We start from the raw sequence: 25,094 nt of genomic DNA, 5'->3' as shown, positions 1-25,094 counted from the left end.
TTATATATACTAGTATTGGTTCAAGTACTGTTTGAGCTCCCATTCGGAAACTTGTGAACGGTACATGTCCCACTCGACACTCTTATTGCCATTGAACTGCTTGTAGATGTGCTCACCCAGGGCGTCTCTGATGACTCTGTCTTCTCGGAGCGCTTTAAGTGCTGTATAGAGTGTTGAAGGCAGGTCTTCTACGCCGACCGCTTCTCTTTCTTCTCTGGACATTTCGTAGATATTTTCATTTACCGGTTCAGGCAGATCCGATTTATTTTTGATACCTTCAAGACCAGCCTTAAGAATGACAGCAAGTGCCAGGTAAGGGTTTGCTGACGGATCGACAGATCTTACTTCCGCACGTGTAGACATCCCACGGGAGGAAGGGATACGCATCAATGGTGAACGGTTTCTGCCACTCCATGCAATGTAGCTTGGCGCTTCGTAACCAGGCACAAGACGCTTATAGGAGTTGACCAGCGGGTTGCAGATTGCAGTGAATCCGCGGGCGTGCTTGAGTATACCAGCCATGAAGTATCTCATATCCTGACTCAGGCCGAAGTCGTCATTCTCATCGTAGAATGCATTTTCCTTGCCATTGAACAGGGAAACGTTGAAGTGCATGCCGTTACCGTTCAGGCCGAACAGTGGTTTCGGCATAAATGTCGCATGCAGGTTGTGCTTACGGGCAACTGTTTTGACAACAAGCTTGAATGTCTGGATGTTGTCACAGGCAGTAATTGCATCTGCATATTTAAAGTCGATTTCATGCTGTCCTGGAGCAACTTCGTGGTGGGATGCTTCGATTTCAAAGCCCATGTCTTCAAGTTCCAGCACGATGTCCCTACGGCAGTTTTCACCAAGGTCTGTCGGTGCAAGGTCGAAGTATCCACCCTGGTCATTCAGTTCAGTTGTCGGCTGTCCTTTTTCATCCAGCTTGAAGAGGAAAAATTCCGGCTCAGGTCCGAGGTTGAATGCGGAATAGCCCATGTCTTCCATTTCTTTAAGTATACGCTTCAGGTTCGCTCTCGGGTCACCATCAAACGGCTGTCCATCAACATTGTAGATATCACAGATAAGTCTCGCTACTTTGCCTTTACCGGCTGTCCATGGGAAGATGGACCAGGTGTTCAGGTCCGGGACCAGATACATATCGGATTCTTCGATGCGGACAAAACCTTCGATTGAAGAGCCGTCAAACATCATTTCTCCATCCAATGCTTTATTCAGCTGGCTGATCGGCACTTCAACGTTCTTGATTGTACCAAGGATGTCGGTAAACTGTAGGCGGAGGTATCTTACGTTTTCTTCTTCTGCAATGCGGATGATATCTTCTCTAGTAAATTCGCTCATTGTACACGCTCCTGTAAATTATTGAAAAAATCTAGATAGGTCGCCGCGGTTGAGCAGCGGTTTGCGGTAATCATTATGCTTCAGCACTTCAGGTGTATCAATTCTCTTAGGTTCATTAAGGATTTCCCCTATACGTTTCATGGTAAACCCTTTTTCCATATAATCCTGGATGGTCAGAAGAAGATCCAAATCATTCATGGAAAAAATACGGTGATTACCCGGCGTTCTTTCAGGAGTGACAAGAGACAGGGATTCATAATATCTTATTTGCCGTGCCGTCAGGCCAGTCAGTTTCATCGCTGATGACATCGGAAAAATCGGGGTATTACGTCTCATCTGATCTCTATCCAAAATGATCACCTCTAATCATATTCATAATATTAGCACAAAGTATTCTGAAAATCTAATCAATGTTAGGTTTTCTAACATAACATGTAATGTATTAAAAATCCCTTGCTGTCGGGCATTTCATGCACCTCAGCAAGGGATTTCTACAACCATATAGAATTTTTATAAATATTTTTGTAAACTTTTTTGGCTTCTGCTCCAAATTTGATGTCGAATGCAGATTAAAACCATTAGCCGAAGATGCTTACTGCAAACACAATCAATATGACAACAGGAAGTACAAATCTCAGCATTATGAGCCAGAATCTATACAATCCATACATCTTGCTGTTTTCATCTACGGTAAGCTGGTGCATCACTACACGCTTGTCCACGATATAGCCGACAAAGAGAGTGGATATGAGTGCGCCGATAGGCAGCATGATGTTGGATACAAGGAAATCCACATTATCAAATATGGATCTGCCGAATATGATGACATCGTTCAGTACACCGTATGAAAGTGCGGAAGGAATGCCTGCCAGGAATACGAAGAAGCCGAAAATGTAGGCCATTCTGCCACGCTTGTCCTCATTACCTTTGATGGCATTGGCTACATTGATCTCAATCATTGAAATTGAAGACGTCAAAGTGGCAAACAGGAACGCACCAAGGAAAAGAATATAAAACAGCATGCCGAGCGGTATTTCACCAAACACTTGTGGCAGTACAATGAACACAAGCCCCGGTCCTTCAGCCGCTTCAACACCAAGGGAAGCGATTGCCGGGAAGATGGCAAGACCCGCCATGATTGAAATGACAATGTTCATGATGACGATGGACAGCGACGACTGGGTCAGATTATGTTCTTCCCCCAGATAGGATGAATAGGTGATCATCGTCGTCGCACCAATGCTCAGAGCAAAGAAAGACTGGCCGAGTGCATAGAGCAGTGCTGTAGAGTCGATTGCACCGATATCCGGCGTCAGGAAGAACGCGATGCCTTCCATCGCGCCGGGCAGTGTAACGGAACGGATGATGACAATCAGAAAGAGTACAAACAGGAGCGGCATCATGATTTTTGATGCACGTTCCAATCCCTTCTGTACACCCTGGGCCACGATGAATGCCGTCAGCAGGATGAATATCCCCTGGGCAATAACGGCATAGAGTGGATTTGCAATAATATTTTCAAAAGCAGCGCCGTAGTTGTCGATCTGTATGAGACTGAATGCCTCTCCGAAAGCAACTACCAGATAAATCAGTATCCAGCCGCCAATTACACTATAGAAGGACAGCAGCAGGAAGACACCTATATTTCCAAGCCAACCGAATACTCTGTAGACCTTTTTGCCTCCCAGATATTCGAAGCCTTCAATCGGATTTCTCTGGCTGGCCCTTCCGATTACAAATTCAGACAGTAGAAGCGGCATACCTATAAATAGAGTCATTAACAGGAATACAAGAAGAAACGCGCCGCCGCCATGTTCTGCCGTCATATAAGGAAAACGCCATAGTGCGCCGAGTCCAATTGCCGAACCGGCCGCAGCCAGTACAAAGCCGAGTTTGGACCCCCATCTTACGTTGTTCATAAACTAACCTCACTTCAATGATTTATTCATTCTTTATAGAGTTCCTAATATATTAGCATACCTGTCACGACCTTGAATACACCGCATTGCAAATTACGTATGAATAAAAGGGCAATTTACGAATAAATGCCAACTTGAATTGCAGTACGGGGGACCTTCAATATGCCTGGATGATTCCAATCATCTTCCATCCATCTAATGAGTCGGTTCTATTGCATTGCAACCGGTAATCGCTTTCAATATAATGATTAAAAGGAGGGAATGCAGTGAAACCGACATCCAAAAGGAAAGTTATGCATTACAGCAGCAACCAGATGACGAAAATCGAAGATGCTGTAGCTGAAGAGTTCCCCCTCACCATCTATTTGAACGAAGTGGAATTTGCAACGCTGGTATGCTCGCCTGAACATCTCGAAGAACTGGTCATCGGCTTCCTTGCCTCCGAAGGTGTGATCAGGCGGTTCAACGATATAGAGAAAATGAATATGGATGAACATGGCGGCTTCTGTCATATTCGTCTGGACAGGCGTGTTTCCACAGACCATTTCACCTATTCCAAACGCGTCATCGGATCATGCTGCGGAAAGAGCCGACAGTTCTATTTCCAGAATGATGCAGATACTGCGAAAGTATCCATGTCAAAAAGCACACTTACTCCCACCCAGTGCATTCAGCTGATAGAGAAAATGCAGCAGCGCAGTACGGTTTTTAAAGAAACCGGCGGCATACATAACGCGAGCATGGGTACAGCGGACGGACTTGTTGTTCACAGAGGAGATATCGGCAGGCACAACGCCCTTGACAAACTATATGGATATTGTCTCACGAACCATATTACTGTACGCGACAAAGTGCTCGTATTCAGTGGGCGCATCTCTTCAGAAGTACTGGCAAAAGCTGCAAAAATTGGAGTAGGCATTGTCCTGAGCAAATCCGCTCCGACGAACCTTGCAATCAAAATGGCGGATGACCTGAATATTACGACCGTCGGTTTCATCCGAGGGGGTTCATTCAATATATACAGCCATTCCTGGCGTATAGAAAAAGATTCCGGCAACTAGGCTGGAATCTTCGAGAGGTTTGAAAAACAATAGACAACCACAAACGTTACAAGATCATCGAAGGTTACTTTCTCTAATCATCAGTGGCATTTCGGATCTGGAGTTTGTTGTTTAGGGATTGGCTCATGCTGGACGCGGTTGAAGCAGCTACAGATGGAGATCAAGCCGTCCCCTGGCAGACTGGACCTGTTCCAGTGTGTACGGAGGGGTGGCTTTTTGTGCTGTTTTCATCAGATTTGTTTGGAGATGGGCGAGCGGGGATGAGGTTGGCCCTGCAACTTGCCATGGCGACGCCCACGATGGTGAGTTGGCACCATCACCACACTCCCCTCAATCCCATCACCAAAAAAAGACTGCAGACATGTCATTCTGCAATGACTTTGTCTACAGCCCCTATTGATAGTATTCAGTTATGAACTGGCCCGCCTTTTCATCAATGCGTGCATAGTGGGACTCGAGTATATGTCCAATTTTTATCGCCCATTCTATATCCGTTGCATAGAGATGTGTCCCTGGCTGCTGAGGGTTCCAGCGCATTGCATATAAGGTCTGCTGCTGGTTATCCAGGTAATTTTTACGGATGAATGCGGCACCGCCAAGTATCGCCGCTTCAGGACTCGACCAGCCGGCTTCTGCTGCGTAGCTCGAACCTTCCTCAACGGCCTCGCGGTCGAATGCACCGATGCCAAAGAAATTATAGTAGGTCGTTCCATCCACTTCGATGCCTCGAGCGAGCTGGGATTTTCCATTGCCTGTTTCAATCTGTGCATGACTGATCAGATACAGTACATTAACCCCATGCTTCGACTGTGCTTCAAGAAAAGCCTCTTCCATCCCTTCGAGTATCCCCTTACCCTCGAGCAGGGCGGCAATCTCCCGAGAATCAGCATCCACCCTCTCAGTCAGATCGAGAAACTGGAATTCTGTAGGACTGCCGTCAACAGCCATCGCTTCCCTGACTCTCTCCTCCTTGGCGGTCAGCATGCTGCCATCTTTCAATTCGAGATCCGTTGTATCATTCTGAAGATGATGTCCGACTGCCTCCTCAAAACTGGCAACAGGTGTACTTCCTTTGAATACTTCCGTTTCAGATACAAGAAATGCCAGGAAAAACACGAGCATTACAACGAGCAGTATGAAAATCGGTATATTTTCTTTCGTCCTTTTATCCATCCATGTGTCCTCACCTGTTCAGATTGGGTCATACATTAAAAAAGCATCTGATACATCAGATGCTTACCGTCTCTGCATGGGACTGGCGAACCAGCCCATCAATCATAACACCGAGGCGTCCGGTCAATTCATCATTGGCAAGCACGCGTCCTTCGTCCGTACGTTCAAAATCTGCATCACATGTACAGACCTGGATTGGCAGTACCATCGCATGCAGACCGCGCATCACCATTCTGAGCTGGGTCAGGGGATCGGAGTTTCTCATCCCACCGCTATTGCAGTATAGGCCCACGGGTTTCATTTCAAATTCATCCATGGACAGGTGATCCAATGCGTTTTTCAATAGTCCAGAAAAAGAAGTATGGTAGTTCGGCGTCCCTATTATAATGGCATCCGCATTTTCAGCAAGACGCTTCAATGTTTCGACATCATCTGTCTTGCCCTGTCCGAAAACAGGCAGATTGTACTCCCTGAGATCGACATGGGTGACAGCATGCTCAGGCTGCTCTACGAGCGACTCGATCGTACGGGCGATCGCATGTGTATGGGAGCCTGGGAAAGCACTTCCCGAAAGTATTAGCAGATTCATTGGAAAAGCTCCTTTATACGTGTATATGTATAATATGTTACCATCTGACCCATCCAAATTAAACCGCCTAAAGTTGTATTAACATAAAAAGAAATCGGCTTGTTCAAGCCGATTTCTTTTTAATTCATCAATTTATCGTTTAGTATCCTCAACTTAGTTACCGTATCATTGTCTAATTCAGCGACGTCTACTTTTTTGTCTATGATGGATTGTGCCAGTTCAGTGGAAATGTCCACAGCCCTGCTTATCTGATAAGCCGTCAGCTTGTCAGTCATCAATTCAAAATTTACACCAGTGTCCATATGCTCACCTTCCTCGATCAATCATGCAATTAATTGATCCACTGCCAATTATATCACACGTACAGCATTAAACAATGAATGCACATCACATATTTACAATTATTTTATTATAACAATCATCATTCATCCACCGTTCCATCTATAAATTGCCATTTTCCAAGCAGGCTGACATAAAATCAGTTTGGGCGGGTACATGTAGATAAGACAAGGAGTGATGAAAATGTATGAATCATTATTCAATAGACAGAAGCAGTTTTACCAGTCGGGCAGAACAAAAACGCTCTCTTTCAGGATAGAGGCACTCAAGCAGCTGAAAAGAAGCATCCGGTATTATGAATCTGCATTACTTGATGCAATGGAGAAAGATTTCAATAAAGGCAGAGCAGAAGCCTACCTGACGGAAATCGGCTATGTATACAATGAAATCAACTATACTATGAAACACCTTGAGGAGTGGGCAGAAACGAAAAAAGTGAAGACTCCTGCGACCCATATCGGCTCCACTTCAAAAATCTACAAGGAACCTTATGGTGTCACGTTGATCATTGCACCATGGAACTACCCGTTCAATCTGACTGTTGCACCTCTGATTGGGGCCATCAGTGCAGGAAACACAGCCATACTCAAGCCTTCTGAGCATACACCCACAGTTGCAGGAGTCATCAGCAATATCATGACATTGGCATTTCCAGAGAAATATGTTGCTTCAGTCGAAGGGGGTATCGAAACAAACCAGAGTCTTCTAAGCCTGCCATTCAACTATATATTCTATACCGGCAGCTCCCATGTCGGCAGAATTGTCATGGAAAGTGCTGCCAGACATCTTACACCTGTCACACTTGAGCTCGGTGGGAAATCCCCGGCAATCGTGACGAAGCATGCCGATGTCAAACTTGCCGCGAAGCGTATTGTATGGGGAAAATTCTTGAACGCCGGGCAGACATGTGTGGCACCTGATTTCGTCTATGCCGATGCAAAAATCAAAAAGAAGCTCATCCACCATATGAAATACTATACAGAGAAATTCTATGCTGAAGCTTTCAAAACGGGAACGTATATGAACATCGTCAACCAGAATCATTTTGAACGTCTCAGAGGATTGATCCAGGGCAACGTCGTGTACGGTGGAACAACGCGACCTGCCACTCTGACAATAGAACCGACCATCATCGACGACGTCGATTTCGGCCATGATGCCATGCAGGAGGAAGTGTTCGGTCCAATACTTCCTGTCCTTCAATTCGAATCCCTGGATAAGGCAATACTCGACATCAGAGATCTGCCCGATCCACTTGCCCTATATGTATTCACTGACAGGAAATCAGAAGCAAAAAATGTAATCCGTTCCATCCCATTCGGCGGCGGTGCTGTAAATGACACCGTCTTCCATCTCGTAAATCCGCACCTGCCATTTGGTGGACGCGGCAACAGTGGCATGGGAAAATATCATGGCAGATATTCCTTCGATACTTTTACACACGAGAAGAGCATTCTTCATCAGACAACATGCATCGATTTCCCATTCAGGTATCCTGACTCAAAGCTTCTTGGCAAAGCCATCAAATATCTATGGAAATAGAAATAAAGCCCATCGCCAAAGCGATGGGCTTTATTTCAGCTGTTTCTAGTTGATCGGCATACCGCCTGTAATACCATATATCTGACCTGTAATATAGCTTGCGCTTTCTGATGCCAGCAAGACATATGTGTCTGCCAGTTCAACAGGCTGGCCTGCACGGCCAAGTGGTGTCGTCTGTCCAAATTCAGGGATGCTTTCTTGAGGCTGGCCACCTGAAATTTGAAGTGCTGTCCATATAGGACCTGGCGCCACACCGTTCACACGGATGCCTTTCTCACCAAGCTGCTGAGCCATGGAGATGATGAATGATCTCTGGGCACTTTTAGTCATTGCATAGTCAGCCAGAATATCTGACGGACTGAAACCTTGGATGGATGTGGTGATGATGACACTGCCACCTGATGGAAGGTGTTCAAGTGCTTCCTGCAGCATCCATACATTGGAGAATACATTGATGGTGAACGTATCTTTCAACTGTTCTGTACTGATGTCTCTGACATCTTTCTGGTACTGCTGCATACCCGCGTTCATCACAAGTATATCAAGCCCATCCATTGCCTTGGCTGCATCATGGACAAGGTTTCTCGCGAAATCCTCATCTCTCAGATCACCTGGCAGCAGTACAGCTTTTCTGCCTTCTGCTTCAATGACGGATTTGACTTCCTGTGCATCGGATTCCTCATCCGACAGATAGTTGATGGCTACATCCGCACCTTCTTTGGCATATGCAATCGCTGCTGCCCGTCCGATGCCGGAGTCGCCTCCTGTAACCAGGGCCTTTCTGCCTTCAAGTCTGCTGTGTCCTGTATAGGATTTCTCGCCACAGTCCGGTACCGGCTCCATCTTGTTCTGGAGACCTGGATAGGGCTGCTCCTGCTTCTCGAATTTATCCTCATAAAACATATGCTTCGGATTGTTCAATTCAGCCATTTCAATGCTCCTTTCTTTTTCACTACAACCTATTTATTGCGCGTTTCCAGGAACATTAAACATGTTTTTCTTTTCAATATGCTTCAATCTGATATAGAATCCGATTGCAGCACAAGTCAGACCGATTGAAATACCGATCCAGAAACCGTATACCTCGAGAGATGTATAGGCTGATAGAAGATAGCCTGTTACAAGTCCCACAAGCCAATAGGAGATGATGGCAATGACGGAAGGAAAGACAACGTCCTTATACCCGCGCAGAATCCCCTGGAATGTTGCCTGCAGTGCATCGGAAAACTGATAGATGATGGCAAAAAGGAATAAAGGCACAGTAATCGCCACCACTTGCGGATCATCCGTGTACAGGTAGGATATCCGTTCCCTGAAGGCAAACAGAATGAGCGAGGCAGCTCCTACAAGTGCCAGGCTTGATAGGACACCCATTATTTTATAACGTCTGGCATCATCGTACCGCCCGCCCCCAGCGCTGAAACCGATGACGATGGTCATCGCCATGGAGATGCTCAGTGGCAGCATGAAGAGCATTGTTGTAAAGTTGAGCACGACCTGATTGGCTGCTATGACGTTCGTTGTGAACATGACACCAATCAGCAGGGTCATCAGCGAAAAGATGCTTGTTTCGACAAAAACAAGGATGCCAATCGGTATACCTACCGCCAGGTGATGACGGATGGTTGATAGCGAAGGAGCCGAAAATCGTCTGAATATGCTGAAGGGCTGCAGCGCATCCACTTTCACAACCATCAGGACAATAAAGAAGAAGATGAGCCAGTAGGTGATGGCAGTAGCGACGCCCGCGCCGATCCCCCCCAGTTCAGGAAAACCGAAATTACCGAATATCAGTGTGTAATTGAAGAAAATATTCAAGGGCAGCGACGTTGCTATAACGTATAGTGATATTCTTGTCAGCCCCTGTGCATCAATGAAATTTCGGAGTACATTGAAGAGGAATAACGGCAATATACCGCAAGATAGTCCTGTAAGATAATAGAAGGCGACGTGGTGGACTGCCGGGTCCAGGTTCATGATACCGAGTACACTATCCAAAAATAGTACACCGAACAGCAGAACAAAGAGTGTCAGTACAAAAGTGACATATATCGCTTGATTGACATTATGGTTCACCTTATCCTTCTGTCCCGCACCAAGCAGCTGTGCAACAATCGCCGTCACTGCGAGCAGAATACCATTGATTCCTGTGGACACGGGCGCCCAAAGACTTGAGCCAATGGCGACACCTGCCAGGTCATCGACTCCAGCTCTGCCAGACATCATCGTATCTATCATATTCATCGAATATAAGAGAACCTGTGTTGTCATGATCGGCCATAGGATACCGACGAATTGCTTGTACATTTCTTTTATGGAATCAGTATGATACATATTTTCACCTTTTCTCCAAGTCATGGTTTCCATTGATGGTATACACTATAACCCTTTTTATAAGATCAACCCTGCTAAAAAACCGGCAATCAGGACGGGTATATTCAAAAATATGAAGGTTGGCACACAAGTATCCCATATATGGTCATGCTGACCATCTGCACTCAGTCCAGCCGTCGGACCAAGTGTGGAGTCGGATGCTGGAGAACCCGCGTCTCCCAGCGCCCCTGCAGTTCCGATGATGGCAATGATTGCGGGTATGGACAATTCCAGCTCCATACCCATCGGAATGAAGATGCTCGCGATAATGGGTATGGTGGCGAACGAGGAGCCGATACCCATTGTAACGATCAGCCCGACCAGCAGCATTGAACCGACAATCAGAACTTTTTGTCCTGAAAGCGTCTCTGCGATACCGTCGACCAGCGGACCAACATGTCCTGTTTCCGAAATCACAGCAGCAAAGCCGTTGGCAGCAAGCATTACAATACCGATATATGCCATCACCCTGATACCATCAACCAGCTCATTATCCAGCCTGCTCCACTTGAATTGAAAGGAAAGAAAGAAGACCATGATACCGGCCAACGCGCCGAATATCATTGAATCAGTGAGAATTTGTACACCGAAAGTGGCAGCAATGGCGACCAGAGCAATCGCTATTGTCTTCATACTTGCCTCCGTCTCGTTTGCAGAACCGAAAGTTTTCGTCTCATAAATACGTTGCTTCCTATAGTACACCAATGCCAGAATCAGCCCGACAACGAATCCGCTGGCAGGTAGGACCAGAGCGGGGGCTACTTGGCCAAAGGCGATGTCTGTTCCTGCCGATTCAAAACCTGAAACGATGGTATTCTGGAATATCTGTCCGAATCCGATTGGAAACAATACATATGGAAAAGTGAGACCGAAAGTCAGCACTACTGCAATCAATCTTCGATCAAAACCCAGTTCGTTCATCAAACTGAGCAGTGGTGGAATCAGAATCGGAATAAATGCAATATGTATCGGAATAAGGTTCTGGCTCATTATGGAAATGGCAAGCAGTGCAGCAATGATGGAGACTTTTGCGATGATTCTTGCTTTTTTGGACTGTTCCTTTTTCAAAGTCCTGATGATGAATGTCACTAGAACCTCTGTAATGCCACTGTAGGCAATCAGAGCTGCGAAACCTCCAAGAAGTGCATAGCTGAGGGCGATTTCAGCTCCTCCTGTAATCCCTTCAGTAAAGACACCGATTACTTCGCCGTATCCCATGCCTGCAACCAGACCACCGGCGAGTGCACCGATGAATAGTGCAAGTACCACGTTCAGTCTGAGCAGACTGAGTACAATCATTATAAGTACAGCTATAACTACTGCATTCATTCCGTACCCTCCTCATTAAAATTTTACAATATTGCTATACTAAATACTTTGACTGTGTTTGTCAATATGACCATGTTTAATATGGTTGTAATGGGGAAACCAATATAATGTAATGCTAATCAATTCAGGAGGGATTTTAACATGAAACCATTCATCAAGCCATACACGAATGATGAGACACTTCAGGACGATATTAAAAAATTGACATCAAAAGACATCAGTGCAGATGATATTTATGTCATCTCTCATGACGATGACCGTACTGAAAGAATTACTAAAAATGCAGGAGTCAACACGATTGGCGTAAGCGAGTCAGGTGTCGCTGATACCGTCAAATCGACATTCGAAAAACAGGGTGATACACTTCGCAAACAACTTCAGAATGTCGGCTTCTCTGAAACAGAAGCAGAAAATTATGAGAGTGATATGGACGAAGGTAAAGTATTCCTGATTGTCACAAACAATGAAAATGTAGGCCAGCATCTGGCATAGAAATAGAGCCGCTCCCATGGGAGCAGCTCTATTTTATCTGATACACCAGAACAGACAGTAGAATGGAAATTATGAGTATCAGAACAAATGGCTTCAGTGTACGTCCTGCCATATCTTTTATGCTGATATTCAAGCCAAGCGCAATCATCGCCATTGTCAGCAGCAATGTAGTCAACTGAGAAATAGAATCCATAATCTGAGCTGATATTTCAATATAATCTCCTATTACATAACTGTTCAATAGACTCATCAGTATAAAACCAATCAGGAAGTAGGGAAAAGCCACTTTGGCGCCTCCTGTCCTGCTCTCCTTGCGACGCATATACCAGATGAAAATAAGGCAGAGTGGCACAAGCAGGAAAACCCTTGAAAGTTTGGCCAGGAGCGCGAAGCCCAGCGCTTCTTCGCCGGCGGGTTCAGCGGCAAGGGCAACATGCGCCAGTTCATGAAGACTCAGGCCCGACCAGATGCCGTATGCCACATCTTCGATCGGCACATAAGGTCGGATCAAAAGATATACAACTGAAAATATAGTACCGAGAAGTGCAATGATTCCTACACTGACAGCGGTATCTTCATCCTTGGCCTTGATGATGGGGGCGACTGCTGCGATTGCAGCAGCACCGCATACTCCTGTGCCGACTCCAAGGAGCATGGACAAGGTCATATCAGCCTTGAACAGTTTCGCCAGAGCATATGACATGAGTATTGCAAATGCAATGACAACCGAAGATTTCAGCAACAGGGGAAGCCCTTCGCTGAATACAACATTTATATTCAATTTCAATCCATATAGTACAATGGCTGCACGCAGAAGTATTTTGGCTGAGAATTGTATCCCTGCCTTGAGTTTATAGGGATAGCCGAAAAGCTGCCTATAGATGAAGGCGAGAGTGATTGCTGTAGCCAGAGGCCCTATATAATTGAAGACCGGTAGGCGGGCGATGCCAAAACTGATGATTGCGATAAGCAGCGTAAAAATCATACCGTACCAGAACTGTAATCGATTAGATTCCATGAGATACCCCTCCCCCTATTATGATAGAAGGGATTACTATATAAGTGAAATAGTATATTATAATATTAATCATAACCCATCACTTATGGAGGTCGTCCTTTGATCAATCAAATCATGAAAGTGTTCGTTGCTGTAGTTGAGGAAGAAAGTTTTACAAAAGCAGCTCAAAGACTGCATATGACCCAGCCCGCAGTATCGGGCTATATCAGACAGCTTGAGGAGGAACTCGATATCACACTGATCGAGCGCTCAACTCGAGGGGTCCGGCTGAATGCAGCCGGGGATATCTACTATCATCATGCCAAAGAAATGATGACACTTGAATCCCGGATGCAGCACCTGATTCTTGATCTGCAGGAAGAAACGAAAGGTCCTGTTAAGATAGGCGCCAGCTATACGTACGGTGAATATATACTGCCGACCATGCTTGCAGCGCTTGTTGAAAAGCATCCAAAAATCGTACCTGAAGTGCATATAAGCAATTCAGCAACCATAATGAATGATATCAGATCCGCCACACTCGATATTGGCATCATTGAAGACGAAATCCAGGGCGCCAAAGTCAATATGACGCGTCTCCTGAAAGACGAGATGCATGTGATTGGCGAGGCGGGATTTCCCGACCATCCAACCCACCGGTCACTGAGAGAAGCAACCTGGCTGATACGCGAAGAAGGGTCGGGCACAAGAAGCTATCAGGAACAGGCATTCAGTCATCTTGATATCCAACCCAAAACAATCACTTTGAGCAGTACACAAGCTATTAAAAATGCTGTAGCAAGCGGTATGGGACTATCACTATTATCAAAACACACCATTAATCATGAGCTTGAAACCGGCCGTCTGAAGCGCATCGAATACAACAACGTTGCACTCGACAGGCATTTTTATCTGCTCACACCGGATGTCCGGTACCATTCGACCAGCACACTTGCACTGCTCGATATGTTCAACAGCATGGCTATCGAACACCACGAAGTTTTCCGATAGCCATGCTACGAGATCAGCTTCAGACCGACGACTGCACAAATGATGAGAAGAATGAAGAATACCCGCTTCCAGTCTTTTGATTCCCTAAAGAAGACCATGCCGAGGAGTGCACCGCCGGAAGCGCCGATACCGGTCCATACCGCATAGGCGGTGCCCATCGGCAGCACCTCAAGCGCCACCGCCAGAAACAAGAATGATAGTCCGAAAGATACCAGAAGAAGAAGCAGCGAAAACAGTGATTTATCTTTATGAAGTTTATTGATTGAAAGCACACCGCAGACTTCAAAGAGACCCGCCAGAACAAGTGATATCCATGCCATTACGAAACCTCCTCCGATTTATCATCTGTTACCATTTTCAAACCGACCACACCGACAAGTATCAGGAAGATCAATAGAATTTTAAGGGGTACGAATGGTGCATCAAAAAGAATGATTTCGGAAAGTACTGTTCCGAATGCACCCAGACCTACAAAAACAGCATATACTGTGCCCACCGGTAAATACTTGCCAGCGTTGATCATCAGATAGAAGCTGAGGAATATGGCTAGCAGAGTAGGAATCCACTGATACCATTCTGCTGCATGGGTAAGACCGATCACCCACCCGACTTCAAACACACTGGCGATTACAACTTTCAACCATTGGGTTTTCATAAAAAAGCCTCCTTTAATCTAAAAAGCCTGGGAGAGAATATTATTCTCTCCCAGGCTTTTATCCCTCCGTGTCATGAATGCACTTCATGCGCCATCTCTCGGACCAGGCCCATTACGCGAATGGCGGAACCCTAGATGACCTTCATATCAGATTAAGGATATCATAACCAAAGTTCTTCAGGATTTCAAACGAAACGGTATGAAATCTCATCAATCGGGTATTCATAGAGTATGAATTACATGTAAATAAAATATGAGGAGTGAACGACATGCTCATTGCTATAGACCTTCAGAATGATATTTTCGATAAAGACGGTTCAGGCTATGCTGAATCCACAGAAGCAGTACGCGATGGTATCGAATCGCGCATCCAGGAAGCCATAGAAGAGAATGAACCGATCATCTATACACAGAACTTCTATCCAGAATTCGAACAGGAGTCCCGTAGTCTGGAAAGCATCCGTTTTGATGAAGCAATTTTCCCCCAGTTCCGCGAACTTCTTGAAACACATGGTGACAAGTATGAAAAGACATTCTATGGCATCCCTCCTGAGGAAGCGAGGAAAATCCAAAAGAACTATGGAGATGATGTGGAAACCAATCGGAAAATCGAGTTCATAGGCGCAGAGACCAATGTATGCGTACTTGCCAATATCATGATCATCCAGAATATTTTCCCACAGGCTGATATCACCCTCAACAAGGACCTCGTAGCCAGTACCAGTAGAGAGCTGGGCGAGAAAACAATTGATGTCCTATCCAATATGAATGTATTCATTATCGGGAATAATGAACAGCAATAAAAAATCACCTCATTAATGAGGTGATTTTTTTCCTATAACCAGCCTTAACCATTTGATGAACATGGCGATACCGAGCAGCAGTCCGACATATCCCATTACCGGATAGACCGTGCCGACCAGATCCGCAAAACCCGCAAAGCTCAATATATAACCAAGTATAAGCGATACTGGCAGCATTATTTTATAACGCCGGCTGCCAGGACGGCTGAATCGGTTCAGAAATGGATAGAGCATGCCTACCGCCGTATTGTATATGACAAGCAGCATCGCTATTGAAAGCAGAAGTCCAAGTACCGGATGGATTTCATCTGCCAGAAGCAGCATCGGCAGCTCCACATCATTCACTTCATTCATACGTGCCAGCAGACCATTATTGATCAGGAACATGAGCAGGATGATGACGACACTGCCGATGATGCCACCCCATCCCGCCACTTTTCTCGAATCGGAACGTGAACCCATCATGGTCAGGAAACTGAAAGCGACAGCAATAGTAAAACCGCTGTATGTAATGGCGTCCCACCACCATGGTCCCAGCGGTGTTGCTTCAGGCTCGGCATACTGGTCAGCTTCACTGAAAGGTACAGCTGGACTCATAAAATTAATGAAAGCAATGATGACCACAATCGCCAGCAGATAAGGGGTGATGGCTCCCAGTGCCAGTACAATACGGTTGAAATCGAGGTTCAGTGTAATATAGACGGCAATGATTAATATCAGTGAACCTACCCATGGTGCCACGCCGAAGCTTTCGTAGAATGTGAATCCGGCACCTGCAAACATGATGACAGCTACACCATAAAGAAAGAATGCAAGGACGACATCAACGATGCGTCCAAAAATATTCCCGAACATGCTCAGAAGCGAGTCGACATGCGACTCTGCTTTAATATCAAATCCGACATCCGCCGTCCATTTCCCTGTAAACAGTACCAATAGCCCCGACAGCAATATGGCAAAGATGCTCATCGTTCCATTATTTGTGAAAAACTGCAGTATTTCCTGCCCCGTGGAGAAACCCGCACCGACGACTACACCGGTGTAGGCAAATCCTATCTTGAGGGCCCGCCTCATATTGGCCACCTTGAATCACTCCAAAATTTCTTGAGATTTATTTACCAGAACAACTTCATACTATACTTGTGCCACCATGTTGGCAATTGGCAAAAACCGCATAATACCTCCAGCCTCGAATTCTACTCAAGACTCCCTTCCACACGATCATACATGTATTCCGCTTCATGATGCTCAAGACCATAATCATGCATGATGGCATCGATGATCTGCACTCTCGTCAGACCTTCTCTACTGTACTTCATGATGCCATCGCGCATTTCTTCCATATGGTCATGTGCACTTATTCTATTCTTGGTCCGCTTCAACTGGTAGCGGCTGCCGATGAACAGCATCAGTGCGAGCACCATCAGGATGATGATCAGAATATCCACTGGACCACTCCTTTGCTGAAAGTAGCTCAAATCTTAAAATTATTTGACAAATTCACTCCTTCTATAGTAACATAGTTTCTAATTAAATAATTGCTTATCCAGAGTGGTGGAGGGAATGGCCCTGCGAAGCCCGGCAACCTTTTCAGTAAGGTGCTAAATCCAACAGGTATCAGCCTGAAAGATGAGTTGACGTGAGAGTCTCCCTTAATCTTTGGGTAGGCTCTTTTTTTATTAATCTATACTTGGAGGAATGTAAAATGGCAGAAGATCACCGTTTCGAAACAAAACAGCTGCATGCTGGACAGGAAGTGGATGCTACTACGAACTCCCGAGCGCTCCCGATCTATCAGACGACATCCTATGTCTTCGATGACACCAAACATGCTGCAAAACTATTCGGTCTGCAGGATGTCGGCAATATATATACACGCATCATGAATCCAACTACAGCAGCGCTCGAAACCCGGGTAGCTGAACTTGAAGGTGGTGTAGCAGGTCTTGGTGTGGCTTCGGGTATGGCAGCAATCACCTATGCAATCCAGGCTGTAGCGAATAGTGGAGACCACATCGTTTCAACAACGAGCCTATATGGTGGTACACATACGCTGTTCACACATACCTTCAAGAAGTTCGGCATCGAAACTTCTCTTGTAGACACTAAAAATCCTGAAGATGTTTCACGTGAAATCAAAGAGAATACGAAAGCCATTTTCATAGAAACCATCGGCAACCCGGAAGGAAACATAGAAGATATACAAGCACTTGCCGATATTGCAGAGAAAAATGGCATTCCGCTGATTGTCGATAACACTTTTGCCACGCCTTACCTATGCAGGCCGATTGAACATGGGGCACATGTAGTCGTCCACTCGGCGACCAAGTTTCTTGGCGGACACGGTACCTCGATCGGTGGCGTAATTGTAGATGGCGGCAACTTCAATTGGGATAATGGCAAATTCCCCGGTCTGACCGAGCCGGATGAATCCTATCATGGACTGGTTTTCACAGAAGCCTTCGGTCCGGCCGCCTATGCATTCAAAATAAGAACGACGCTTCTGAGGGATACAGGGGCAGCACTGTCACCATTCAATGCGTTTCTGCTGACACAAGGAATCGAAACGCTTTCCCTCCGCATGGAGAGACACGTGGAAAATGCAGAAAAAGTGGCTGCATTCCTCGAGAGCCACGATAAGGTGGAGTGGGTCGACTATGCGGGACTTGAGTCGAACAGATACTATGCACTCAAAGAAAAATATCTTCCGAAAGGCGCATCCTCCATATTCACCTTCGGTGTGAAAGGCGGCTATGAAGCCGGAAAGACTTTTATCGAATCTCTGGAGCTCTTCTCACTGCTCGCCAATGTGGGAGACGCCAAATCGCTTGTCATCCACCCTGCTTCCACAACGCACTCGCAGCTGAGTGAAGAGCAGCAGCTTACGGGTGGTGTGAAGCCGGAGACCATCCGACTGTCCGTTGGGCTTGAGCACATTGATGATATTCTGGATGATCTCAGGAAAGGGCTGGATGCAATCTAATGCCTATTAAAATTATAGAAGGTCTCCCTGTCAGGGAGCGCCTTCAGAAGGAAAATGTATACACCATAGAAGCGAAGCGGGCGCATACACAGGATATACGTCCGCTCCGCATACTCATTTTAAATCTGATGCCTAAGAAGGAAGAGACCGAGCTTCATCTGCTGAGGCTGCTTGGAAACTCTCCATTGCAGGTGGATATAGACTTTATGTACATGACTACACATCAAAGCAGGAACACTCCGACCAGCCACCTGCAAAAGTACTATCACACTTTGGACGAAGTGCACGACAGGCGTTATGATGGGATGATTGTCACGGGTGCACCTGTCGAAACATTGGACTTTGAACAGGTGAACTATATAGAAGAACTGCGTGATATCGTCGAGTGGTCCGAGACACATGTGTTTTCCAGGTTTTTCATATGCTGGGGAGCGCAGTTTGCGCTGAACTACTATTACGGCATAGAGAAGTCGCTCCTGCCAAGCAAACTGTTCGGCATCTTCGACTACGACAATCTGATGCCGACCCATCCATTGATGAGAGGATTCGATGATACGTACCACGTACCTCAATCCCGACATACACAGGTGGACAGGATAGCCATCAAAAATGCCGAGACGATTGATATACTGTCGTCACATCCTACATTCGGACCGGATATACTATGTACTAAAGATCAGCGCAATCTGTTCATATTCGGTCATCTGGAGTATGAACGCAATACACTTAAAAACGAATACGACAGGGATTGCGAGGCCGGCCATGAAATTGCATTGCCCCATAACTACTTCCCGGAAGATGATCCTTCTGCTGATCCCGTGTTCAACTGGAAAAGCCATGGACATCTGCTGTTTGGCAACTGGATCAACGAAACATACCAGAACACCTACTATGATCTGTCAGAACTAGAATAGCCTGCGATATTATCGCAGGCTATTTCTTATATCTTATGGGAGACATTATAATTTTTTAAGTTTTCATGCTGTCGTTTTTTGGAGAGTGCCATGAGATGCCTGAAAAATGAGTCCGCATAGATCTCCAGACTTTGATCCTGCAGTCTTTCTACATTTCTACAAACGACTTGCTCTTCACGTGCTTCGTCAAATACCGGAATATTGTTCATCATTTTATATTCGGCAATATTCTCCGCAATCTGCATCCGTGCTTCAAACAGCGCAATAAGCTCTGCATCCAGTTCATCAATTCTGTGCCTCAATTTTTCATGTGTATTCATGGCCACCCCTCCTTATCTACTGCTGTACAATCTGTTTGCCGGTAGCAGTCTTCTTCTCGATATCAAGCAGCATGTTGATCGTCTGCATCAGTTCACCAAATTCATCCGGCGTCAGACACTGCTGACCATCGCTCCATGCATTTTCAGGTTCTTCATGTACTTCGATCTGCAGTCCGTTTGCTCCTGCCATCACAGCTGCCTTGGCCATGGATGGAATCAGATGTCTTACACCTGCAGCGTGGCTCGGGTCAACAACGATTGGAAGGTGGGACTCTTTCTGGATCACCGGCACTGCCTGGATATCCAGTGTATTTCTGGTTGCAGTCTCGAAAGTGCGGATACCACGCTCACAGAAGATGACGTTATCGTTTCCACCAGCCATGACGTATTCTGCAGACATCAACCATTCCTTCATTGTGGCCGACATGCCACGCTTCAATAGAACAGGCTTGTCCGTCTGTCCGATTGCCTTCAGCAGGTCGAAGTTCTGCATATTGCGCGCACCGACCTGGATGACATCCACCATCTCGACGAAATCATCGATGTAGTCTGTGGACATCAGTTCCGAAACAATCGGCAATCCTGTTTCCTCTTTGACTACGTTAAGGATACGAAGACCTTCGAGTCCAAGGCCCTGGAAAGCGTATGGCGACGTTCTCGGCTTGAATGCGCCACCTCTGAATGTATTCGCACCTGCCGCTTTAAGCTTTTTGCCAAGTGCGACCATATCATCTTCATTTTCGACTGAACAAGGGCCTGCACATACCATGAAGTTCTCGGCACCTACTTTGACACCATCGATGTCTATTACGCTATCATCCTCATGAAACTGTCTATTTGCTTTCTTATATGGCGCTTGGATACGATGAACCCCCTCGACAATCCTGTATTTTGCGAAATCATTTTCCGTAACAACCGATGTATCACCAATCAGACCGATCACTGTCCGGTTCTTGCCGTCCGAGCGGTTGACTCCAAAACCTGCTCCCTCGATATTATTGACCAGTTCCTGAATTTCCTGTTCCTTGGCATCGTGCGCAACATGAATAATCATAATAAAACCTCCCAGTATATTTGTAAAAATAAAACCGCCACCTATTATATAAATAAGTGGCGGTAGTTTGAATAAAATGATATACCGAGCTCTAGCCACTTATTTATATAAATGGCTAGACATCACAAAATGCTTTAGCCATCACTGATACAAACAGAATTTGTTTTACGTTTGTACGCAATGATGATGGGTACAAACGGTATCAAAAATAGCTAAAGTAAAATCGATTATGTTGTTGTTGTCTGGTAAGTAACATATAATCGCCTCTTTTGAGATGTGTTGAAAGTCATTATAGACCCCTTATATGGCTTTGTCAATACAGAATTGTCAGAAAATCAGAAAATATCCGTTTGCTTTAAAAAACCAATATGTTTATACTACTCTAATATAATGAACGTGGAGGTAGAGTCATGAATATTACCATAGTTGGCCTTGGGAACATCGGTGGGTCGTTTGCCATGTCCTTGAAGGAGAACGCAGCAGAACACGATGTCTATGCGATTGATGTCGATAGCAATGCGTTGCGAAACGCTGAACAGGATGGCATCATTATCAAGGGATATACAGAACCCGAAGAAATATTGCCCAAAACCGACCTGATCATCTTCGCAGTCTATCCTCTCATTATGAAATCGCTGGTTGAAAAATATGGACCCTACCTGAAGGATGATGCTGTGCTGACTGATGTAACCGGTGTGAAACGATCCATCATCGGACAGATTGAGCCCATTCTGCCGGAGCATGCAGATTTCATTTTCGGACATCCTATGGCCGGCAGGGAAAACAGAGGATTGAAATATGCGAGTGGCGAAGTGTTCAAAGGCGCAAACTATCTCTTTACGCTGACTGATAGAAATAAGGAATCGAACGTCCGGATGCTGTCTTCACTGGTCGAACGGATGGGCTTTAAAAATATTTCTGCAGTGAGCCCTGAGTTCCATGATGATGTCATCGGCTTCACGAGTCAGCTGACCCACGTCATTGCCCTCTCGCTCATAAACAGTGATGATGTAGAAAGAAGGACGAAGCAGTATACTGGTGACAGCTACAGGGATCTGACACGTATTACAAACATAAACGAGAACCTCTGGCCCGAACTGTTCATCATGAATAAGGACTATCTGCTCGACCATATCGACCGGTTCAAATCCCAGATGGATCTGCTCAAGGACGCCATTGAAGCAGAGGATATCGACACCATGCAGGAAATGATGGTCGAAGCGAGACGCAGGTATCATGATCTGCATGACCTGGAACTTCCCGAATCAAATGAATAGTGTACATAAAAAGAGCTCTTCACTTCTGTGAAGGGCTCTTTGCTTCTAATATACTTTATCTCCATTGAAGATTGAATTCTTGACCATCACGTAGTCGACAGTACGGATTGCTTCCAATGTACTACCCCCTGCGTATGAAATGGAGGATTGCAGATCTTGTTCCATTTCATCAAGCGTATCGTTCAGTGGACCCTTATAATCCACAAACATCTTCTTGCCTTCGACGTTCTTCTTCTCGCCTTTTTGGAATTCGGAAGCGGAACCGAAGTACTCCTTGTACTTCCTACCGTCACGTTCGACCGTTTCCCCCGGTGACTCCTCATGTCCTGCAAATAGTGAACCGATCATGACCATCGATGCACCGAAGCGGACTGATTTCGCGATGTCTCCGTGCGTTCTGATGCCACCATCCGCAATGATCGGCTTCGTTGCGGCTTTTGAACACCATCTGAGTGCCGCCAGCTGCCAGCCGCCTGTACCGAATCCTGTTTTTATTTTTGTGATGCAGACTTTACCTGGGCCAATGCCGACCTTGGTTGCGTCCGCACCAGCGTGCTCGAGTTCACGAACCGCTTCAGGTGTACCGACGTTCCCTGCAATCAGAAATGTTTCAGGGAGCTGCTCCTTGATATACTGGATCATTCTGATGACGCTGTTGGAGTGTCCATGGGCAATATCGATCGTAATATAGTCAGGCACAAGTGCCTCCTCTTTCAATTCATCTACAAAAGCAAATTCTTCTTCTTTTACACCGACACTGATGGAAGCAATCAGATTTTTGTCTTTCATCAATCTGATGAAGTCCATGCGTGTTTCCGGCTGGAAGCGGTGCATGATGTAGAAGTAGCCTTCCTCAGCCAGTTTTAGGGCGATTGTGTCATCGATGATCGTCTGCATGTTTGCAGGTACTACAGGCAGTCTGAATGTATGTTTACCGAGAGTGACGGAAGTATCGCATTCTGCTCGGCTGTCCACTATGCATTTATTCGGAATTAACTGGATATCTTCGTAGTCAAATACATTTTCCATTATAAATTCTCCTTAAAATACGAATATTATTGTAACTGGTTAATTAATATGTTCGCCATTCGGTAGTTTATGACATTTGAGGTCCAAAGTCAAGAGCATTGGATGCATCAGCTGAAAAATTAAGTTTTATAAATTTTTATGCATTATTTTAAATATTTATTTGATAATTATATATAAACATGTATAATTATGATTAATCAATTTTAGGGAGATGATGGTTTGGGCGCTGCTAGACAATTAAACCTGATCAATTTCTATGGCAAGAATTATCTAAAGGAATATGACTTCAATAAGCATCAGCTTGAAATACTGATAAACCTTGCAGAGGATCTCAAAACTAAAGAGAAGCACGGCATTCCTCACCGCTATATGAGCGGCAAGCATATTGCGCTGATTTTTGAGAAGCAGTCCACACGTACACGCTCTGCTTTCACTGTAGCTGCAAGCAAGCTTGGTGCAAGTGTCGAATATTTAAGTAAAAATGATATGCAGCTCGGTGCCAAGGAATCCGTTGAAGATACTGCTAAAGTACTCGGTTCGATGTTCGATGGCATTGCATACAGAGGATTTGGACAGGAGACGGTAGAAGCACTCGGAGAATTCGCAGGTGTGCCCGTCTGGAATGCACTGACGAATGAATGGCATCCGACTCAGATGCTTGCTGATTTTCTGACCGTCAAGGAGTATCTCGGCACTTATCATGGCAAAACGGTCACCTTTGTTGGGGATGGCAGGAACAATGTCGCACATTCTCTGCTCGTCACAGGTGCCATCCTTGGTGTAAACATCAATATCGTTGCACCCGAGTCGCTGCAGCCGACACTGTCGGTCCAGAAGCTTGCCATGGATCTGCAGCACCAGTCGGGCAGCAAGTCCCTGATCACCTCAAATGTTGAAAAAGGGATCAAAGGCAGTGACGTCATCTATACGGATGTCTGGTGTTCGATGGGCGAGGAAGATGCACTTGAAGAACGTTATAATCTGCTTCATCCATATCAGGTGAATCAGGAGCTGGTAGATATGACCGGAAAAGACACACTCTTCCTCCATTGCCTGCCTGCTATACATGATACAACGACCGATGTCGGTCAGCTGGCTTATGAAAAGTTCGGTGTCGATGGTCTTGAAGTGACAGATGAAGTTTTCAGAAGCAGCTACTCCAGAGTATTCGAACAGGCTGAGAATCGCATGCACACAATCAAAGCACTGCTTGCTGCTACATGCGGTGATGTCCATTAGAAGAGCGACTATGACAGTCGCTTTTTTGTTGTTCATAATATACCTGCCGGGGTATTTGGTATGTATTATAAGACTTTCTATAATGTCATTATATTAAAAGGTAAAGTCGTTGTTGCACTTCAGAAGAATGCACCACAGGCCAAGGCGAACATTGATGGCCATCAGGTCGTCGAAACGAAGGATGGAGCTACACTGGTCGTTTTCAGTGGTGACCTTGATAAGGCGCTTGCTTCTTTTGTCATTGCGACCGGGGCAAGAAGCATGGGGAAAGAAGTGACGATGTTCTTCACATTCTGGGGACTCAATATCATTAAAGATCCGAACGCCCCCAGGAAGAATAAAAAGGGCCTCGATAAAGTGTTCAGCATGATGATGCCAAAGTCCGCATCCAAACTGCCGATCTCCAAGATGAATATGTTCGGTATGGGATCCAGAATGATCCAGTACGTGATGAAGAATAAAAAGGTGGATGCCGTTACCGAAATGATCGAAAAGGCAGACAAGCTCGGTATCAAGATGATTGCCTGTACAATGAGCATGGACGTGATGTCTATAGACACAGATGAACTGCTCCCTCATGTAAACTTGGGAGGGGTTGGCACTTACCTTGGAGACGCTGAAAATGGTAATCTGAACTTGTTCATATAAATA

27 protein-coding genes and 2 riboswitches are annotated in these 25,094 nt (G+C 45.6%); of the genes, 10 read left to right on the top strand and 17 right to left on the bottom strand.

The genetic code is table 11. The features are described 5' to 3' along the window. Positions 1-9: 9 nt before the first annotated feature. The 3 genes from glnA to FO441_RS07090 form a co-directional block, all read right to left on the bottom strand. Complete coding sequence (gene glnA, locus FO441_RS07100; RefSeq protein WP_145287863.1) at positions 10-1,344, bottom strand: type I glutamate--ammonia ligase; 1,335 nt, start codon at positions 1,342-1,344, stop codon at positions 10-12. Positions 1,345-1,362: 18 nt separating this feature from the next. Continuing rightward, complete coding sequence (locus tag FO441_RS07095) at positions 1,363-1,695, bottom strand: MerR family transcriptional regulator (RefSeq protein WP_255695413.1); 333 nt, start codon at positions 1,693-1,695, stop codon at positions 1,363-1,365. A gap of 227 nt (positions 1,696-1,922) precedes the next feature. Continuing rightward, on the bottom strand, positions 1,923-3,263 hold the full coding sequence (locus FO441_RS07090) for a sodium-dependent transporter (RefSeq protein WP_145287861.1): 1,341 nt from the start codon (positions 3,261-3,263) through the stop codon (positions 1,923-1,925). Positions 3,264-3,556: 293 nt separating this feature from the next. On the opposite strand from FO441_RS07090, the gene fdhD reads away from it, so the two are divergent. Beyond that, positions 3,557-4,324, top strand: coding sequence for a formate dehydrogenase accessory sulfurtransferase FdhD (gene fdhD / locus FO441_RS07085; RefSeq protein ID WP_222927805.1), 768 nt, complete (start codon positions 3,557-3,559; stop codon positions 4,322-4,324). Positions 4,325-4,717: 393 nt separating this feature from the next. Here fdhD and FO441_RS07080 read toward each other — a convergent pair whose 3' ends face one another. The 3 genes from FO441_RS07080 to FO441_RS07070 form a co-directional block, all read right to left on the bottom strand. Beyond that, the gene (locus FO441_RS07080; protein WP_145287855.1) at positions 4,718-5,497 is read right to left on the bottom strand and encodes an N-acetylglucosaminidase; all 780 of its coding nucleotides are present in this window, start codon (positions 5,495-5,497) and stop codon (positions 4,718-4,720) included. Between the two features lie 55 nt (positions 5,498-5,552). Beyond that, positions 5,553-6,086: an NADPH-dependent FMN reductase gene (locus FO441_RS07075; protein ID WP_145287852.1), complete on the bottom strand. Its 534-nt coding sequence runs from the start codon at positions 6,084-6,086 to the stop codon at positions 5,553-5,555. A gap of 119 nt (positions 6,087-6,205) precedes the next feature. Further along, a complete protein-coding gene (locus FO441_RS07070; RefSeq protein ID WP_145287849.1) occupies positions 6,206-6,388 on the bottom strand; it encodes a hypothetical protein in 183 nt (60 codons plus the stop codon). A gap of 214 nt (positions 6,389-6,602) precedes the next feature. On the opposite strand from FO441_RS07070, the gene FO441_RS07065 reads away from it, so the two are divergent. Beyond that, positions 6,603-7,967 carry an aldehyde dehydrogenase gene (locus FO441_RS07065; protein ID WP_145287846.1) on the top strand — a complete coding sequence of 455 codons (1,365 nt, stop codon included), beginning with the start codon at positions 6,603-6,605 and terminating at the stop codon, positions 7,965-7,967. A gap of 45 nt (positions 7,968-8,012) precedes the next feature. On the opposite strand, the gene FO441_RS07060 is transcribed toward FO441_RS07065, so the two are convergent. Genes FO441_RS07060 through FO441_RS07050 form a run of 3 tightly spaced genes read right to left on the bottom strand, consistent with a single transcriptional unit; the run spans position 8,013 to position 11,669 of the window. After that, complete coding sequence (locus tag FO441_RS07060) at positions 8,013-8,897, bottom strand: SDR family oxidoreductase (RefSeq protein WP_145287842.1); 885 nt, start codon at positions 8,895-8,897, stop codon at positions 8,013-8,015. Positions 8,898-8,930: 33 nt separating this feature from the next. Then, entirely contained in the window at positions 8,931-10,301 is a 1,371-nt protein-coding gene (locus FO441_RS07055) for an MATE family efflux transporter (RefSeq protein WP_145287839.1), read from the bottom strand. A gap of 57 nt (positions 10,302-10,358) precedes the next feature. Continuing rightward, positions 10,359-11,669: a Na+/H+ antiporter family protein gene (locus FO441_RS07050; protein ID WP_145287836.1), complete on the bottom strand. Its 1,311-nt coding sequence runs from the start codon at positions 11,667-11,669 to the stop codon at positions 10,359-10,361. 141 nt (positions 11,670-11,810) lie between these two features. Between FO441_RS07050 and FO441_RS07045 the strand changes: the two genes are divergently transcribed. Then, positions 11,811-12,161, top strand: coding sequence for a YflT domain-containing protein (locus tag FO441_RS07045; protein WP_145287833.1), 351 nt, complete (start codon positions 11,811-11,813; stop codon positions 12,159-12,161). A 28-nt stretch (positions 12,162-12,189) separates the two neighbouring features. On the opposite strand, the gene FO441_RS07040 is transcribed toward FO441_RS07045, so the two are convergent. Beyond that, positions 12,190-13,179, bottom strand: coding sequence for a YeiH family protein (locus tag FO441_RS07040; RefSeq protein WP_145287831.1), 990 nt, complete (start codon positions 13,177-13,179; stop codon positions 12,190-12,192). A 99-nt stretch (positions 13,180-13,278) separates the two neighbouring features. On the opposite strand from FO441_RS07040, the gene FO441_RS07035 reads away from it, so the two are divergent. Further along, entirely contained in the window at positions 13,279-14,169 is an 891-nt protein-coding gene (locus FO441_RS07035; protein ID WP_145287828.1) for a LysR family transcriptional regulator, read from the top strand. 5 nt (positions 14,170-14,174) lie between these two features. On the opposite strand, the gene FO441_RS07030 is transcribed toward FO441_RS07035, so the two are convergent. Together FO441_RS07030 and FO441_RS07025 are read right to left on the bottom strand one after the other, a co-directional pair. Beyond that, entirely contained in the window at positions 14,175-14,489 is a 315-nt protein-coding gene (locus FO441_RS07030) for a DMT family transporter (RefSeq protein ID WP_145287825.1), read from the bottom strand. Next, positions 14,489-14,824, bottom strand: coding sequence for a DMT family transporter (locus FO441_RS07025; RefSeq protein ID WP_145287822.1), 336 nt, complete (start codon positions 14,822-14,824; stop codon positions 14,489-14,491). The genes FO441_RS07030 and FO441_RS07025 overlap by 1 nt, the downstream gene beginning before the upstream one ends. A 45-nt stretch (positions 14,825-14,869) precedes the next feature. Then, a riboswitch (guanidine-I (ykkC/yxkD leader) is annotated at positions 14,870-14,970 on the bottom strand. 123 nt (positions 14,971-15,093) lie between these two features. On the opposite strand from FO441_RS07025, the gene FO441_RS07020 reads away from it, so the two are divergent. Continuing rightward, positions 15,094-15,627, top strand: coding sequence for a cysteine hydrolase family protein (locus tag FO441_RS07020; RefSeq protein WP_145287819.1), 534 nt, complete (start codon positions 15,094-15,096; stop codon positions 15,625-15,627). A 12-nt stretch (positions 15,628-15,639) separates the two neighbouring features. Here FO441_RS07020 and FO441_RS07015 read toward each other — a convergent pair whose 3' ends face one another. Both FO441_RS07015 and FO441_RS07010 read right to left on the bottom strand, forming a co-directional pair. Continuing rightward, on the bottom strand, positions 15,640-16,701 hold the full coding sequence (locus FO441_RS07015) for a YkvI family membrane protein (protein ID WP_186365499.1): 1,062 nt from the start codon (positions 16,699-16,701) through the stop codon (positions 15,640-15,642). Between the two features lie 122 nt (positions 16,702-16,823). Next, entirely contained in the window at positions 16,824-17,075 is a 252-nt protein-coding gene (locus FO441_RS07010) for a hypothetical protein (protein ID WP_145287814.1), read from the bottom strand. 91 nt (positions 17,076-17,166) lie between these two features. Beyond that, positions 17,167-17,263, top strand: a riboswitch (SAM riboswitch). 69 nt (positions 17,264-17,332) lie between these two features. Here FO441_RS07010 and FO441_RS07005 point away from each other — a divergent pair. Both FO441_RS07005 and FO441_RS07000 read left to right on the top strand, forming a co-directional pair. After that, positions 17,333-18,610: an O-acetylhomoserine aminocarboxypropyltransferase/cysteine synthase family protein gene (locus tag FO441_RS07005; RefSeq protein ID WP_145287811.1), complete on the top strand. Its 1,278-nt coding sequence runs from the start codon at positions 17,333-17,335 to the stop codon at positions 18,608-18,610. Next, complete coding sequence (locus FO441_RS07000; RefSeq protein WP_145287808.1) at positions 18,610-19,524, top strand: homoserine O-succinyltransferase; 915 nt, start codon at positions 18,610-18,612, stop codon at positions 19,522-19,524. Before FO441_RS07005 ends, FO441_RS07000 begins: the two co-directional genes overlap by 1 nt. Before the next feature lie 26 nt (positions 19,525-19,550). Here FO441_RS07000 and FO441_RS06995 read toward each other — a convergent pair whose 3' ends face one another. Continuing rightward, positions 19,551-19,844 carry a chorismate mutase gene (locus FO441_RS06995; protein WP_145287805.1) on the bottom strand — a complete coding sequence of 98 codons (294 nt, stop codon included), beginning with the start codon at positions 19,842-19,844 and terminating at the stop codon, positions 19,551-19,553. A gap of 16 nt (positions 19,845-19,860) precedes the next feature. After that, the gene (gene aroF / locus FO441_RS06990) at positions 19,861-20,898 is read right to left on the bottom strand and encodes a 3-deoxy-7-phosphoheptulonate synthase (RefSeq protein ID WP_145287803.1); all 1,038 of its coding nucleotides are present in this window, start codon (positions 20,896-20,898) and stop codon (positions 19,861-19,863) included. A gap of 410 nt (positions 20,899-21,308) precedes the next feature. Here aroF and FO441_RS06985 point away from each other — a divergent pair, with 410 nt between their 5' ends. Beyond that, on the top strand, positions 21,309-22,175 hold the full coding sequence (locus FO441_RS06985) for a prephenate dehydrogenase (protein WP_145287800.1): 867 nt from the start codon (positions 21,309-21,311) through the stop codon (positions 22,173-22,175). A gap of 45 nt (positions 22,176-22,220) precedes the next feature. Here FO441_RS06985 and guaC read toward each other — a convergent pair whose 3' ends face one another. Continuing rightward, on the bottom strand, positions 22,221-23,204 hold the full coding sequence (gene guaC, locus FO441_RS06980) for a GMP reductase (RefSeq protein ID WP_145287798.1): 984 nt from the start codon (positions 23,202-23,204) through the stop codon (positions 22,221-22,223). 219 nt (positions 23,205-23,423) lie between these two features. On the opposite strand from guaC, the gene argF reads away from it, so the two are divergent. After that, the gene (argF, locus tag FO441_RS06975; protein WP_222927804.1) at positions 23,424-24,443 is read left to right on the top strand and encodes an ornithine carbamoyltransferase; all 1,020 of its coding nucleotides are present in this window, start codon (positions 23,424-23,426) and stop codon (positions 24,441-24,443) included. 60 nt (positions 24,444-24,503) lie between these two features. Next, positions 24,504-25,091, top strand: coding sequence for a DsrE/DsrF/DrsH-like family protein (locus FO441_RS06970; protein ID WP_237605677.1), 588 nt, complete (start codon positions 24,504-24,506; stop codon positions 25,089-25,091). Positions 25,092-25,094: the final 3 nt, after the last annotated feature.

Source organism: Salinicoccus cyprini (assembly GCF_007713705.1).
In the GTDB taxonomy this organism is placed as follows: domain Bacteria; phylum Bacillota; class Bacilli; order Staphylococcales; family Salinicoccaceae; genus Salinicoccus; species Salinicoccus cyprini.
This window is presented reverse-complemented; position numbering and strand designations above follow the sequence as displayed.